The sequence below is a fragment of the Spirosoma daeguense genome (assembly GCF_054776875.1).
Genome location: NZ_BAAHBF010000004.1, coordinates 60652 through 78242 on the forward strand (window position 1 = coordinate 60652; position 17591 = coordinate 78242).

At 47.4% G+C, this 17591-nt stretch carries 4 protein-coding genes; all 4 read right to left on the reverse strand.

Annotated features, from left to right (window positions below; all coding sequences use genetic code 11):
* Window positions 1-3: 3 nt before the first annotated feature.
* Window positions 4-11385, reverse strand: coding sequence for an SdrD B-like domain-containing protein (locus ACYVD4_RS13250; protein ID WP_460946325.1), 11382 nt, complete (start codon window positions 11383-11385; stop codon window positions 4-6).
* Between the two features lie 959 nt (window positions 11386-12344).
* On the reverse strand, window positions 12345-15620 hold the full coding sequence (locus tag ACYVD4_RS13255; protein ID WP_460946327.1) for a hypothetical protein: 3276 nt from the start codon (window positions 15618-15620) through the stop codon (window positions 12345-12347).
* 98 nt (window positions 15621-15718) lie between these two features.
* Entirely contained in the window at window positions 15719-16795 is a 1077-nt protein-coding gene (locus ACYVD4_RS13260) for an NAD(P)/FAD-dependent oxidoreductase (RefSeq protein WP_460946329.1), read from the reverse strand.
* Window positions 16796-16809: 14 nt separating this feature from the next.
* On the reverse strand, window positions 16810-17523 hold the full coding sequence (cmk, locus tag ACYVD4_RS13265) for a (d)CMP kinase (RefSeq protein ID WP_460946331.1): 714 nt from the start codon (window positions 17521-17523) through the stop codon (window positions 16810-16812).
* Between the last annotated feature and the right edge of the window lie 68 nt (window positions 17524-17591).

Genomic DNA, 17591 nt, shown 5'->3' on the forward strand with positions numbered 1-17591 from the left:
GTATTAGCGGTTAATCGTCATGTATCGAACAAACTTACGTCCGTCGCTCAAAGTAATGATGTAGTAGTACGTTCCATCTGGCAGGCCGTTCGGATCTGCTCCAACAGCGATGCCTGTGTTTGGCTTACCATCCCAATCATTCTGGTAGTTATTGTTCTGGTAAACCATGTGGCCCCAGCGGTTGTACACTTCCAGACTAACTGTTAGGCCAGCGGCCCCACGTATCACAAACAGATCGTTAACACCATCACCGTTCGGCGAGAACCCTTGTGGTATGAATACCGTCGTGTTCGTCGCTGGCAGATTGAGCGGAGTAGCCTCGCGTTCGTTCGAATCGGTTGGGTTGTTGTTGCCGTTGAGGTCCGGATTCAATCCGTTCGTCGACACATCGCTAACCTTACCCGATTTCGAAGTTGCTTCTGCGTAAGCCGAGTTCAGATACGTTGTTGTGGTACCGTTGGTTGCCACATTCACAACTACTAACATCGTATCGACTTTGCCTACACCCAGTATGCTGGTACTATCACCTAGTACGATCACCGGATCAGAATCACCGTTGAAGCCAGGATTTAGTTTCAGCGCACTACCTGTTGAGGTTATCACCGGAGAACCAACGAGCGTGAAGGTTGCACCTGTCTGACTGTTGAAGACTTTCGACAACGAGTCGGTGACAGTTACATTTTTCAGTTCTTCCGTTCCGTAGTTTTTCACCACAATCTGATACGTAACATTAAACGTACCGTCTGCCTGACGAGCTGTATCACGTACTGCCATTGCCACACCGATGTGCGTCGATGTAGAGAGTGCATTCAGCGCCACTGGCGTTGGTCTGCTATCGTTACGTGGATCAAGGTCAGCATCGGGGTCGTTGTCTGTACCTGCTGTCGAGATATCTTCAACTACCGAGCTATCGGGAGCAACCGCTTTAGCCGTTGCCGTGTTGTAGAATGTCAGCGTATCAGCATTTTTCACATCTACCCGAACCGTGAAGCTCAACGATGCTTTTGCACCGACAGCTAACGTACTGAGCGAATCAACCAGCAGTTTGGTGATCAGTCCCTGACCAGAGTACAGCGTGTCGACAGCGACAGTACCTGTGCTCGTAACCGGGATGCGGTTGCTAACAATCAGCGCACCGTTGCCGAAGGTTTCGGATAGTTTATCCTCTACCTGTACATTCGTCAGCGGAACAGTACCAAGGTTAGCCAGCTCAATGGTGTATGGTACGTCATAGATACCCTCTTCTACCTGAGTTGGTGTACCTACCGATTTCGCTACGCCCAACAGAGCCTGTGGCAGATCGAAGCGTACCGTTGTTGGTTTCGAACCAACAGCGAGCGGATCAAGACCGTTATTCGATACATCCATAACTCGTATTGAATCTGGCGACAGACCTACCCCTGTTACGTTCGAATAGAACGGACCATTGTTACCGTTGGTTTTCACATTCACCGTGATCAGTACGGTATCCTGTGCACCGGCAGCCAGATGACTAGCGTTGGTTAGCAGATCAGGATGTACATTACCATCGAAGCTTGCGTTTGCCACCAGTGTACTACCTACACCTACGATTGGCGCGCCTACTACCGAATACGTAGCTGGTGCCGTGAAGACTTTCGTCAGCGAATCGGTCAGGCTGATGTTTTTCAGTTCAACATCACCGAAGTTCTTAATCGTCGCTTTGTAGGTGACGTTGTATGAACTATCCGGTTGCGCTTCGATTTTCACCACCGCCAGTGCAACACCGATGCTTGCACCTGTTGGCTGTTGCGAGCCGAGTGTGAAGCTAGATGCGCTCGTGTTGTTGGTCGGATTGCCATCCTGATCTGGATCAGAATCTCCTCCATCGACCGACGTATCCGACACAGATGTTACACTGTTCAGGGCGGTAATCGTAGCAATGTTGCTGAACGACTTGGTTGTATCACCAGTAGCCCGTTTCACTAATACATCCAGTTTGAAGTGCTGCGATTTGCCAGGGGCAATGTAGCTCGTCGAATCGAACAGATTAGCGTCACTTCCTGAGCCAGTGAAAGCCAGATTTGGACGCAGCGTTACGTTCGTACCAGAAGTCGTCAACGTAGTAGATACTACCGAGTTTGGTGAGAACGCGAAGGCCAGATCATCAACTACCTGTACTTTTCTCAGCGTATCGTCACCAAAGTTTGTTGCTACGAAGCTGTAGGAAACTTTAATGAGCGAGTCACCAATCGTTGCTGGCGTACCAAGCACTGCTTTTGCCAGACCAACCAGACTAGCTTTATGCGAACTGGTATCTTTCACGGTTACACTCGACGAATTGTTTGCCAGATTAGCGTCTTTGTTATCGAGGTAAACAATCTCTGCCTTGTTAACAATATCTACACCTTTCTTCACAACACGTGCCGAGTAGACGACGTCTGTAGACTGACCAACCTGCAGGCTATCGATGTGTTTGTAAAGTACACCACTCGACACTGTGTAGCTTGCTGGGATAGCAGGCACCAGTTCCAGACCGTCTGGCAGTACGTCACGTACATCAATATTCTTAGCCGTATGCGGACCTGCGTTGCTTACAGTAACTGTATACGTAACAGGGCCACCGTTTTGTACAACTGCTGCACTGGCCAGTTTAGCGATACTAACGTCAGCATTCAACGTATCAGAAGCGCAATCGAACACTTTCACAACCACTTTGGCTGGGAGGCTACGGCAACCTGCCGCATTTCGCTCAACAATCCAGTACGTGCCTTCGCAAACTGAATCCGGGCGAGCAATTACGTTCGATGTTACACAGGCACAAATCTGATAGATGTAGCTGCTACCAACGTTCGTTGTCGACAAGGCTTGCGTCAGGTCAACAATTTTCGACGGACACGTATTGCGCAGGTTGTGTACCAGCGGTGGCAGAACTGGGTCTGATACGTGTACAGTTACATCATCCGATTTAACCGAGCTACAGCCGTTGGCATCCATTAACTGAACACTATAGACACCGCTCGTTTTCACGATGATTTCCTGAGTTGTTGCATTCGTATTCCATTTGTAACCAGCAGCACCAGCAGGTGCTCTCAGGATTACGGAATCACCATAGCAGAAGTTAGTAGCTCCAACGATGGTAACGACAGGTACTGAGCGGCTACCGTTGATGGTTAACACCATGTCATCAGTTGCCACAGGGCAAGCTGCATTATTAGTGCTTACCGACAACGTCAGTGTTACTCGCCCTGACAGTAAGTCTTCTGCACTCGCTGTATAGACAGCGTTCAGTGTAAAAGCGTTATCGAACGAACCAGTACCACTGGTGGTCCAGTGGGCGGTTTTACCCGCACCGCCCATGGCACCACTCAGTTGATACGTTTTTGCCGCGCAGATACTTGCATCAACTCCTGCACTGGCCGTAGCCGGATTCGTAGCATCACAAGGTGTCTGCTCTTCACAAGTTCTGATTTGGACATGAATCGCTACTGGCAGGCTAGCGCAACCATTAACCGTACGCTCAACAACGTAGTACGTTCCTGTACCTACAGCCGCTGGGTTAGCCACTTTTGAAGCAGGGCTCAACGAAGCATCAGTATAGAACTCGAACACACCACCCGTTGTAGCTGTAGCGCTTGTTACAGCGGTGCTCAGGTCAACCGTATTGAACGGACACGTATTGGTTTTGTCGACTACTGTTGGCTGTGGCACTTTCGGCGTCACCGTTACAGTTACAGCGTTCGACGGTTCGCTCTTACAAGCTGCCGAGTTGCAACACATTGCGGTGAACGTAGCACTACTAGCCAGCGATACGGTGATCGACGTTCCTACCTGATTGTTCGACCATGTTACGTAGCTATTCGGACCACAACCTTCTGCTGTTAAGGTTACTGGTGCACCGAAGCAAGCGGTGGTGCTGTTGCCTGTTACACCAGCAATCGAGATGGTTGGTGCAGCAGGTCTGCCAACTTCGATAGTCGTCGTTGCCGACCAGTCGCTCAGGCAATCGCCTACTTTACATCTCACACGGTAGCTAACATTAGCGTTCGGCGTTACAGTCAGTATCGGACCAACCGTTGTGCTATCCGACCAGATGTACGTACCACCCGTGCAACCCGTTGCTGTCAGCGATACCGTTTCACCCACACAGGCAGCCAGTTTGTTAGTTACGATAACTGGGATGACCGAATTGCCTATAACGATGTCGACGCGCTCAGACATTGGGCTTGTGCAACCATTGATGGTGCAGGTAGCCGTTAGCCAAGTATTGTTGTAGATCGTTTTCTGAATCGTTTCACCAACCGAGTTATCCGACCAGGTCACTGTTCCACCTGCACAGCCTGTTGCAGTTAGCGATACTACACCACCAGAGCAAGCTGTGATCGATGGGCCACCTGCTATAACTGGTGCCTGCAGATTGCTTACGGCTACTGGTACACCGGTTGTATCGAAGGCTGCACACTTGTTACGAAGCAGCGCCAGAATATCAGCACTTGTCGTCACATTCGGCAGAATCACAGACAGATCGATGTATTGCGGACTAGCAGCATCAGCACTGTATACTAACGTATGGATACTGTAGTTAGCGGCCGTCGATGGTACTGTAAACTCTGGCAGTGAGCCAATTTGCTTAACTGTACCTGCTTCTGTCAGCGCATATACTACCGAGTAGCTGGCTGGCTGAATCAGACCACCATTTGGCGTAGCGGCAATGACAACCGTTCCACTCGAACCACCACAAACTGTTCCACTTACAGGAACCAGTGTACCTGCATTCGCTGCACAATCGCCAGGATTAATGATAATCGTGTTCGATGGGTCGCTTAGGCAAACTCGGAATTTGCAGCGTGCGTAGTAGCTCTGTGTACCTACTGGCTGTACTACTATCGACGTACCAACATCATTACCGTTGATATCGTTAGCCGACCAGATTACCGTACCGTTACAGCCAGAAGCTGTCAGCGTTACCGATCCACCAGGCGTTACCGACGTTGCCGATGCCGTAATGGTCGGAACTGCTGCCGGAATTACTGTGATCGTGTACGTATCAGACGTTGGACTCACACAAACACCGTCCTGACAATAAACTGTGTATCCGGTTGTTACACTTGGCGATACAAAGATTGTAGTCGTTGTCTCTCCTGTGCTCCAGTGTGGTACACCCTGACAGTTTTTCACCGATAGTTCTACCTCTTCACCAGCACAAACTGTATCGGCACTACAGAGGCAGCGAACGATCGTTGGTTTTGGTGTTGGCGTTACGTTGATATTAATCGTATTTGAACGACCTGTGCCACATTGCGCACCAGCTTTGCAAAGCGCGTAGTAAGAATGGTTAGCAGCAGTTGGCGTTACCGAAATCACCGAACCTGTCTGACCATCTGACCAGATCACCGTGCCGCTGGTGCAGCCCGTTGCTGTCAGAGATACCGTTCCACCGCTGCAGATTGCAGTTGTCGATGCGGTAATGGTTGGAGCAGGTGCAGACGATGTATTTACCGTTACACGTACACGTGTCGATGGATCACTTTCACAAGCACCTAGTTTACAGGTAGCGTAGTATTCTTTGGTTTCTGTCGGATAGATGTCAATGCTGGCTCCAATCCGATCAATTCCATACCACTTCACTGTACCTTGGCAACCCGTTGCGGTGAGCGTCACTTTCTCACCACTACAGATGATCGACTTATCAGCCGTAACTTCTGGTGTTGGTAGCGACAGCACAACAAGATTCACCGTGTTCGATGGTGCGCTCAGGCAAGTGCGGAACTTGCACTCAGCGTAGTAGCTGATGTTCGCATTCGGATTAACCGTGATGCTGCTTACACCTGTTACGCCATTCGACCATTGTACAGTACCGTTGCAACCTGTTGCAGTCAATACTACCCGACCACCCACGCAGACCGTATCGGCGCTAGCTGTGACGGTTGGTATTCTTGGTGCTACGATATCAATCGTGTAAACAGGCGACGAAGCACTGGTGCAAGATCCATTTTTACAGTATACTGAGTAGGTGTTATGACCAGCCGTCGGAATTACTGTGATGCTGGATGTTGTAGCCGTTGTGCTGTTCCAGACTGGCGTACCCGTGCAATTTTCAACTGTCAGCGTTACGGCTTCGCCTGGGCAAACTACCGACGTACTACATACGATAGTTGGTCTTGGCAAGTCGTTCGCGATGTTGATAGTCTTGATCGCTGGGCTGCTCAAGCAACCTGCAATCTGACACTGCGCCGTGTAAGTAGTTCTGCTATTTACAGTTACCACAATCGAGTTACCGCTTTGTGCTCTGTCAGACCAGATTACTGTACCACCCGTACAACCTGAAGCGGTTAACGTTACGGAAGTACCTGGGCAAACATTCTCAGAGCTAGCCGTGATAACTGGCGCCTGCGGATCAAGTACGGTTACTGTAACCGAGTTAGAAGCCGTGCTGGTGCAGCTACCCACTACGCAACTTGCAGTATAGGTCGTCGTTGTCGTTGGTGCAACAAATATGGTTTTACCTGTTTTACCATCCGACCAGATTACCGAACCACCTTCGCAACCTTTCGCTGTGAGCGTGGTTGTTCCACCACGGCAAATTTCAGTGATTGCGCAGTCGATTATTGGAGCCTGAGCCACACATGGATTAACCGGAATCACAACGCTCGACGTATCATTATCTGGATACTTCGGATCGTTATTCGGTCCACCGATGATCGCTACGTTACGGATCGACGTACCACCGTTAATCGTTACTTCGATTAACAGGTTACGATTCGAACCTGATGTTAGCGTACCAATATTCCACACACCCGTTGCTGGGCTGTATTGACCCGTTGGCGTTGAGCTTACGTAGGTCAGTGATGGCGACAGAATGTCAACCACTCTTACACCCGTAGCGGTGACCGGACCATTGTTAGAGGCAGTCAGCGAATACGTTATTTTCTGACCAACACTATATGGACCAGGCGTAACAACAGCTTTCACAACAGCTAGATCTGCCAGACATTGTCCAACTACAATCGTAAGCGATGTGCGCTCGCTGATACAACCTTCTGGGCTAATCGCTTCAGCAGTGTAAACTACTGGGCCTGTTGTAGATGGCGTTACCATTAATTTGCCACCACTAACGGTTGTGCCAATCAACGTACCAGCCTGATTGTACCAGTTGATTCGACCATTTGGTGCGAAGCCAACTAACATCGTGCTGTTACCCTGACAAACCAACGTATCATCACAAGCTACACCTACAGGAGCATCAGGACGTCTGTTGATTCTCAAAATGAACGAGCTTGTAGCAGCCTGGCAAACACCAGCACCATCTGGATCGTTCGTAGTAGCTGTCAGCAGAACTGAACCAGCCGCGATATCAGCCGCCGATGGCGTATAGGTCGTAGTTAGGCTAGTTGGATTAGTAAATCCGCCTGTGCCGTTCGTTGACCACGTAACACCCGTTGCAGAACCAGAGATGGTTGCCTGAGCAACTACTGTTCCACCGGCGCAGATTGTTGCGCTAGGCCCTACCGTTACTACGGCTACGTTCTGACAGTTACAGTTCGTAATTTGTGCCGTGATCACTGCTGGTGTGCTGTAGCAAGTACCTGCTTTCGCAAATACGTAGTATTGACCAGCGCCTACTGCTGTCAGGTTTGTTACCCGAGTTGCAACAGAAGGAGTAGCGGTTGTATACCATTCGTAGGTAACGCCTGGCACCTGATTCTGAATCTGAACCGTTGCTAGATTGACTGTCGTCTCTGGGCACGTATTAGCGATGTTAGCTGCAATTACAGGTGTTGTTACTGTGATTACAGATACGCTAACGGGTTCACGCGGGCTTACGCAACCATCAACCGTGAAGGCTTCAGCGAAATACGTTGTCAGCGTAGTCGGCGTCACAACGAGCGGCTGTCCACTAGCTGTAGTGTCAAAAGCAGCTCCACCAACTTGCGTCATATACCAACGGATCTGAGCGGCTGTTACCGAGCTTGATGCCGTTAACGTTGCCGATTCACCCGTGCAGATAATCAGATCGTTTGATGCAATCAGACCGAAGTTGGTCGGACACGCAGGATAGAACCCAGCATCAATCGTCGTGTTATTCTCGCCGGCCGTCAGCGTGATTGGGCCAGTAATACCACCTATTGGATCTGAATCAGTTGCATCAGAACCCACATTTGGTGTGGTAGCCGTCATGCCTGTTGGCGTAGTGAAGCTTACTGAGTAAGGTACACCCGGAGTCAGACCTGTGAAGCTATACAAGCCACTAGCATCGGTCGTGGCCGTAGCCACTACACTACCATTGCTTATTAACGTCACGATAACACCTGAAATGCCTGGCTCACCTGCGTCCTGCTGACCATCACGATCTGTATCGCTCCATACATAATCACCCAGGCTAGCATACTGACCCAGTGGTACAGTAACAGTCGCCGTGTTATTTGTCGGATTGCTATCTACAGGTGGAGTACCAGAGATGTCAGTGGTAGACGTAAAGCGGTCGACAATTGCTACGTTCACTACGTTACTTAGCGAGTAGCCAGCACTTACCTGCACCGTTAGTGTCAGGCTTGCGCTGCCGCCATTGGCAGCTAATGGGCCTGCTAGTAATGCACTTACCGAATTTGGGCTTGTGCTCGTGAAGCCAGCTCCACTTACAAAGCTTACACCTGTCGGTAAATTATCATTCACCCGCACATTGTAAACTGGCACTACTGAGTTATTCGTCACAGTCAGTTGATACTGGATCGAGCTACCTGGGTAGTAAGGACCAGTACTGATAACTGCTTTAGCAATACCTACATCGAAGATTGGCGTAAACCCAGCATCGATTGTAGTATTATTCTCACCTGCTGTCAGCGTCACGGGAGCCGTGATACCTCCTATTGGATCAGAATCGAAAGCGTCATCCCCAACATTCGGTGTAGTAGCTGTGTATCCGGTTGGTGCTGTAAAGCTTACCGAATAAGGTACACCTGGAGTCAGCCCTGTGAAGCTATAGATACCACTTGCATTGGTTACTGTAGTTGCTACTACTGTACCATTGCTGATCAGTGTCACGATTACGCCTTGTATTGGTAGCTCTGTTGGGTCTTGAATTCCATTTCCATTCAGATCGGCCCATACATAGTTACCCAAAGCAGCTACAACTGTTGGCGAAGATGGTGGCGTGTAACCAGCATCCAGATCTGGGAAATTTTCACCAGGCGCCAGTGTAACGCTACGTGTCGTACCTGTCACAGGATCAATATCACTATCCGCTGTATCATCACCACCTACTCCAGGAGCGGTAGCAGTGTATCCGGCTGGAGCCGTAAAGCTTACTGAATAAGGTACACCTGGAGTCAAGCCTGTGAAGCTATATAAGCCACTAGCGTCCGTGGTGGTCGTAGCCACAACCGTACCGTTGCTAATCAGTGTTACTATTACACCTGCAATTGGTGTATCGCCCACATCCTGAATACCGTTACTGTTGTTGTCGGCAAATACAAAGTCACCAAGTGAAGCGGTCGGGAAGTAGAACCCAGCGTCCAAGGTCAGGTTGTTCTCACCCGCCGTCAGCGTCACCGGGGCGGTGATGCCTCCCACGGGATCAGAATCACTGCCGTCTGGACCTACGTTCGACACCGTCGCCGTCATGCCCGATGGCGTGGTGAAGCTCACCGAGTAAGGTACGCCCGGTGTCAAGCCTGTGAAGCTGTACAAGCCACTAGCATCGGTAACCATCGTAGACACAACCGTACCGTTGCTCACCAGTGTCACGGTTACACCCGGAATGCCCGGCTCACCCGCGTCCTGCTGACCATCCCGATCCAGATCATGCCATACATAGTCACCCAACGTAGCAGTTGGGAAGTAGAACCCAGCGTCCAAGGTCAGGTTGTTCTCACCTGCCGTCAGCGTCACCGGGGCGGTGATGCCTCCCACAGGATCAGAATCACTGCCGTCTGGACCTACGTTCGACACCGTCGCCGTCATGCCCGATGGCGTGGTGAAGCTCACCGAGTAAGGTACACCCGGAGTCAAGCCTGTGAAGCTGTACAAGCCACTAGCATCGGTAACCATCGTAGCCACCACTGTGCCGTTGCTCACCAACGTAACGGTCACGCCCGGAATACCTGGCTCGCCAGCATCCTGCTGACCATCACGGTCCAGATCATGCCATACATAGTCACCCAACGTAGCGGTTGGGAGATAGAATCCTGCATCAACTGTTGGATTATTTCTGGCTGTGCTTGATTCTGGCTGGCTCGTATCAATTGTATAAATACCAGTATAACCATTGACACCCGCATCGCTATCCAATTCGTCAGTAACACCCGATGAATTAGCGACTGTTGCGGTATAACCTGTTGGAGCTATAAAACGTACTACGTAACTACCATCAGTCAAACTATCAAACAGGTATTTACCGTTCGCATCGGTAAATGTCGAATCTAGTATAGTTGTCTGAGTCTGGTCATATAAATAGACTTTAACCCCGCTGATAGGAGGTTCGCCCGAATCCTGTTGACCATCACGATCAGTATCACTCCATACATAATCACCCAGACTACCATAAGGTCCCTGAATAATTTGGATATCACAACAGTTTGTTGCTGGACAACCATTACGGTACGTAACGAATCGATACGTACCGGGGCTCTTAATTGTTAGAGACCCATCAGAATTCACTTCAGCCAATGATGTAGATATTGCGGAAGTACTGACAGGTATGTTATCCCGATACCAAACGATCTGATCGTAGCCAGATGGAATCGTTACGGTATATTCATCACCTACGTACCATAAGATAGGTACTGAAAAACAAACAGCATCGTAATCATCCTCGGTTAAGTTCTGATTGTTCGGAAGCGAATTGGTATCCGTTTGGTCAGCCCGCGTAACCTCCGCTGTATTAAACCATACACCGCGATCAAGTACTGTAGCTTTTAGAACAAGTATAACCGAATCATTTGGTGCAATAGATGGTATAGCCCAAACCCCTGTTCCGCCAGTTGCAGAAGCAGGGGGAGTAAAGGTTGCCGTACCACGTAACGCACTGGCCGATCCTGGCAGGTAAGTTACTCCACCTTCAGGAAGTTGATTGGTTACTTCTACATTCGTAGCTGTCGTAGCAGCACTCACACTGTTCGTTACCGTAATTGTATAGGTAACTACGCTGTTAATGGCAGGTGCTTGATTATCAACTTTAGTATGAAGACCTAAATTAATCTGTTGCGCCTGCGCCTGTGCTGGTACCAGCGTCAGCCAGCACAGCAAAAACGTCAATAACGACAAAGCCCCTTTAGAAACAGGTATTGTGGCCCAGCGACCATAGGCAACCAACGAAGATAGCAGCTTATTGAAGCTGCTGACTCCCGATGCCATTGCTCGCTTGGACTTTACACCTATTCCAGAGGAATCATCGTAAGGTGACATGTCTAGTAGAAATTGCTCATTCATTGGATAAGGCACTAATAAATTTAAAGCTTGCTGTTGAGTATCTTTTTGTAGACCGGGTGGCCCAGAATCGAGTATATCAGGCGGCTCTCGATATGACCGGGGTACATCCTGACTTACAGATAAATTCCCAGCTAAAAAACGGAATGAATGAGTAGTAAGTAATTGATTATAAAGAGAAAATGCTACTATCCGGGACGATAATAGTCTTTTAGGAATTAGCCCCAGAAAAAACTGGATCAACCATCCTGTAATACGGACGATTTGGCTCTGCTGCTTCACAGAGTTCTGACTCCTTTGCAGCCAGCGATGCCCTGTTGAAGGCTCAAGATGTTCTTTGTGTAGCGTAGACATTTCTTCCATCTGCAACTTTATTTGGACGGTCTAATTCGAACAAAATATGTCATACATATGCCTAGTTATTCAGACAACCAGATTTTATTTAGTCACTAAATATCTTTCCTGGCACAGAAAGACCTTTTTGCTCACTACAAAATCATCGAAAACTATGCCAAATAGCAGTTTTTGCCGACCACCTCACAAGTATAACCGTCTAAAAAGCTCTTTTATAGAAAGTTACCTCTAAGTAAGTACTACAATATAATTAGATACAGATGATTAATCAGCCTGTAGTCCGTCTTTATTAGTTAGTAAATTTGGCGGTGGGTGATTAGCGAAAACTATGCCAATTGAACTTTTTATAAACCAATCTTAGTCTATACAGTCAAATCACCATTTTTGTGGCTATACTATATATTAATCCGTTTCATTATTCGGAAGACAAGAACTGGCATACGTTAACAATTGGTGTCGACTCACTAACTGCACTATGCGGTTATAACACTTATGGGGCAGACAAAGATACTACCAACCAGTGGAGTTCCCTATGGATTTACTTTCCGGTAATATTTTTACATAAAAAAACCGCTCTCAGAAGCGGTTTTTTTATGCGCGATTAGTAGCTAAAAATCGTATCCTAATGTTAGATATGCAATTGGCTTACTTACGAACTTATCTTCTAAGCCCCATCCATAGTCAAACTTGACAAAATAACCAAAGAGCATCGTTCGTACACCAGCGCCATAGCCAATCAGGAAAGGATTTTTAAAGTTGGTCACAGTAGCTCTAAATGGAATTTTATCTCCTCCAATTATTTCTGTATTCAAACTGTTTGCCCGATTAAACGGCCCACTACCCGACCAGGCTGTACCAATATCGGTAAAAGCTATAAGCTGAAGGTTTCGTAAGAAATTAGATGTTACGTTACCTCGATACAGATAGCGAACCAATGGCAATCGAAGTTCTGCATTAAATTGCATATAACTATTACCCGTAAGTTTTCCTTGACGGAAACCACGTAATGGTGCCGCGAAGTCTAGAAAAAAGGTATTTCGATAATCATAAGGTACATCACTACGTAGCATGTTCGGAACCAGTAACGGATTCGACTGTACATTCTCCCGCTGATTTGCACCATAGCCAATCCAGTTTTCCATTCCACCCAACGTACTTTGTTTTGGCGCTGGCCCTCCTGACTGACTAAACGCAAAACGGGTTGCAAGAATTAAATCCCGGTGAATCCGCTGATAATGACGTAAGTCAAGCGATATCCGACGGAAACTTTCAGAAGCGGCACGCAACCCACCATACTCTTCATACCTAAGTTTCAGTCGTGTACCCACAATCATATTCATGCCATTCACCTTCGTATTATCAAACACAAACTCGGTCCGCAAACCAGCATAATCTGACACACGATCTGGTTCTGCGTAAGAAGTCAGGTCAATGAGCCGGGTCATCGCATAAAAAGGGGAGACCGTAAAACGGCTATTCACCGATAATGGATAGGATGCTGATATAGCAAAGCGATTATATCGGTTTTTCTGATTAATTCCCGGCTGATCAATATAAAGTGTTTGTCGGTCAAAGCGCGCACCAAAGTCGATTCGATGAGTTGAATTTGTGTATTCTGCAAATAAGTCGCTGTTATGTAGTGCATTTGTCAGACTAATAAATCCACCTGCCCGTAATACGTGATTTTCAAGTAAGTCGGTAAGCGTCACCTCCTGCGAATAACCAAATCCACGAATGGGATCAATTCGCCAGTTAGATGGTGCCTCGTTCACTCCAAACAGACCCTGATAAGGGAATGGCCCACGAATCGTGATATTTTCCCGTCGCCGGTTACGTAGCGACAGTGCCGACGTAACAACTGAAGACGTATTTGTGCCCGCTCGACGTTGGCGACTTTCGGCCGCTTTCAGTACGTCAGCATCGAACTGATAATTGTCGGTATCTACCTCGCCGGGTTCCAACGCCAATTGCACAGAAGTTGCTGCTTGTACGCCCGTCGTTTGTGTTTGGCCTGTTCCGGTAGAGTCTGCCACGCCAGCTCGCGCAGTTGAATCCGTTTTAGCTTGTGTAGTACGCACAACTGTAGCCACTTTGGGGCGACTACTTGCAACTCGCTGTGTAGGAGGAGTCTGCGTAGATTGCGACAGGTTAAGCTGTGATTTAAAACCGATGTAAATCTCCCCATTCCGAAGGCTACTATATACGAAACCACCGTTGCCTGGAATTACATCATAAAGTTGAATACTTTGTGAAAAGGCCGTGATTTGCTGAACCGATTTGCTCTCAGTTTCCAGACGATATAGATTACGAATTCCGTTAACATCGCTCAGAAAATAAATTGTTGATTCGCCAGCAGGAACAGGCTGTATTGCATGTCCTAAGGAATCGGTTAGCCGGGATACCGAAAGATTACGGGCACTTCCTTCATGCGTAAAAAGACTTAAATAATCACGTACCGTTTTATAAGATCCTTTGTCAACGCCTAACGTATCATCTTTGCGGTTCGAACTAAAAACGACCTGCTGAGCAGTACGTCCGATAAAAGCGGGATACAAGTCATCGTATAAATCGTTGGTAATCTGTTGATACGTACCGCGATTGATACTATATAAAAACAAATCGTTCTGCCCTTTGTGATCAGCACTTAGAATTAAACTTCCTCCATCTTCCGAAGCATCCATCCAGACAACCTGCGAAAGGTTGTTGACAGAACGCTTAAATTCCCGCTTCGGCCGTTTTTCAAAACTGTATTTATAGAGGTTAGTCTGACCCGACTCATCTGTAATTACAAGCAGATTATTATCTTTTTGCCAGGCAACCAGTGGCGTACTAGTACGGGAGGTTTGTCCGTCGAGCCGATAGCCACCTGTCAGGATGGTTGTTTTTTTACGATTCGACGTATTCACTACGTTCACCTGAAACCGCCCATCGTGTAATACAGTATACGCAATAAACTGTTTATCAGGACTTAATTTCAGGCTAATAAGTGAAGTCTTGTCATTTACTGAGCTTACTTTAATCCTGAAGTCATCGGTACTACTGACATAGCTCTGTGACACCGCATTAGCCATTCCGGTATAATAATCACGCCACTCCCGTAAAAAACGGGTATATGGAATGCCTAACGTACTGGAAATACTACTTTGCTCGTTCCGGATGATACGGGTAAGATTGAGGATGTTAGAGATGTTGTCTCTGCCATAACGCTGTACGATATAGTTCCAGATAGAATGGCCAACTCGCTCTGCATCAGTATCGGCCAGCAGCGACGGTTTACGTACCGGACGTGTCAGTGACACATCGCGCATGTAATCGTCAAGTTCCAGGCTATTTCCATCAGCAATGTAAGAAGCAACTCCAGGCATGAACCAATCGGGCAAGGTCAGTAAAAGCGAACTCTGGAGCGCATCTTTCAAACTACCGCCGTAGAGCATATCATACACGAATAGCATAGCTACATCGTGAATAATTTGTTTACGAAAACTAACCTGATCGCCCGTAAAGGCCAGCTCAATACGTGACTTCGACAAATCCTGCTCTTGGCTCGTCAGCCCTCCCTGCGCGTTGAGACCAATGTTGCTTTGAGCAAGCTCCTCAGGCGAGTTAAACAAGAAAATTTTGACGCGGTTATAGGGCGTATAACCCAACAATTCCGTTATCCGGTCAAACTCAGATTCAGCGTATTGCGCAGTCAGGTTAGCAATCTGCGTACCGTCTTGATAATAGTAAATCTCAAAATTCGACGTTCGAATAATTTTCCAATCAAAACTACGGTACTGAATACGATTTTTTCCAAATCGCTCCATCGATGGATAGTTTTGTGCCATGGCTGCGCTTATTCCCACCAGCCATAGGCCCACCAGCAAAATGTATTGATTCCGCATACGAGTAATAGTCAGAAGTAGAAGAGCATGGAATAAAATGTGAAAAAGATTATTTACGGGGCTTAACTCTGCCGTTTTAGCCGTAAACTAATTACGCCTTACTTTTCGCTCTTAACTCCTTCTAATAACGATATATACCGACTAATATTCACTTCCGTATCTAATTCTTCTCCATCAAAAAGGTACCGAGCAAACTCCTCTGCTAAATAAGGTGCCAATGATACACCTTTAGTACCCATTCCACCGAAAATTCCGATGTTAGACCGTTCAGGATGCATACCAATAAACGGACGTCTGTCTTTAGTTGATGGACGAATGCCTGCCTGTTGTCCAACCACTTCGTAAGGTACTTTCAGCACTGACCGAACTTTCGATTCTAAAAACTCCCGACCATCATCAGTTGTTTGCCAGTCTAAATCATGCCAGCTATACGTAGCACCAATTTTAATAAGACCTTTCCGCACAGGCAAGATAAAAATTCCCTGATTAACTATATTCTTGATCGAATAATTATCAACAAGAGCCGTGAGAATCTGTCCTTTTACAGGATTATACGGAAGCCAGTCAAATAACGGATTCTCGCGGGCCATAACACCATCAGAAAATATAATTTTCCCTATTTCAATACCTTTCCATTGTATCTTATTACTACTGGTGTATAGATCTTTATCCGTTACAATCCCTTCATAAAATTGATTTTTTTTTATAAAATAGCCTTTCACAATTCTGACAAACTCAGTTAAATCTAACCATCCTGCTTTTGTCACTTCTAAACCACCAAACGAATTATCAATAAATTCGCTATATTTCTGGCTATCAACATTTTGCGCTACGTATTGCTGCATATCATCAGCCGATATTAAAGCCTGATACGTTGCTTTTTCCTCTATTGATCGAAACGGGCGGTAGATATTTTTAGGATGAAAAAAACGAACGCCTAGCTTTTCTTCGATATCGCTGTAGAAACGATGCAGAAATGGAAAAAGCTCATCTGCTTTCCAGGTTCGAACCAGTTTACGACCTGTTAATGGATTTACAATGCCAGCGGCTACAGCCGAGGCAGATGGCAATTCGGGGGCATCGGCAAGGATAACGGAACAACCACGCTGGTCAAGCGTCCAGGCCAGTGCCGAACCAGCCACTCCCTGACCCACAATCAAGAAATCGGCTTTCATGAGGTAGTTTTCAATTAGGTTACTACCTTTCGATTACGTTCGCGGTGCAGCTCGGCGAGCCGTCGATCGGCCAGTTCAATCACCCAATCCACCTGTTCTTCAATAGTCATATAAGACGTATCGAGAAGCTCAGCATCTGGAGCACGAACCAAGGGGCTTTCTGCCCGAGTAGTATCAATAAGATCTCGTTTTTCCAGATTTTGGATAATCTCCTGCAGATTTACCATTTCACCTTTGGCAAGTAGTTCCTGCTGACGGCGTCGGGCACGGGTATACGTATCGGCCGTCATAAAAACTTTTACTTCGGCGTCCGGAAAAACTTTTGTGCCAATATCCCGCCCATCCATCACGACGCCCCGCCGACGCCCCATCTGCTGCTGCTGAGCCACCATGGCCCAGCGTACTTCCGGAATGGCGCTGACTTCGCTCACAATGTTGGAGATATACATTTTCCGAATTTCATCTTCCACATTCAGCCCATTGAGGCATGTTTCGTTTTTGCCTGTTCGGGAATTGTGTTTAAAGGCAATATGAATATTCTCCAGTGCCTTCACTACGTCGCGCTGGCTGGTAAGTGATATGCGTTCCTGAATAAAATATAAGCTAACAGCACGGTACATTGCCCCCGTGTCGATATAGCCGTATCCCATACGGGCGGCTACAGCTTTGGCGGTTGTACTTTTTCCGCAGCTCGAATATCCATCGATGGCGATGACTATTTTCGGCATGTATAATGGAACCGCATAGCGGTAATAGTTCAACAAATTAACTCAAAAAACAGCGTATAGTTAAATGA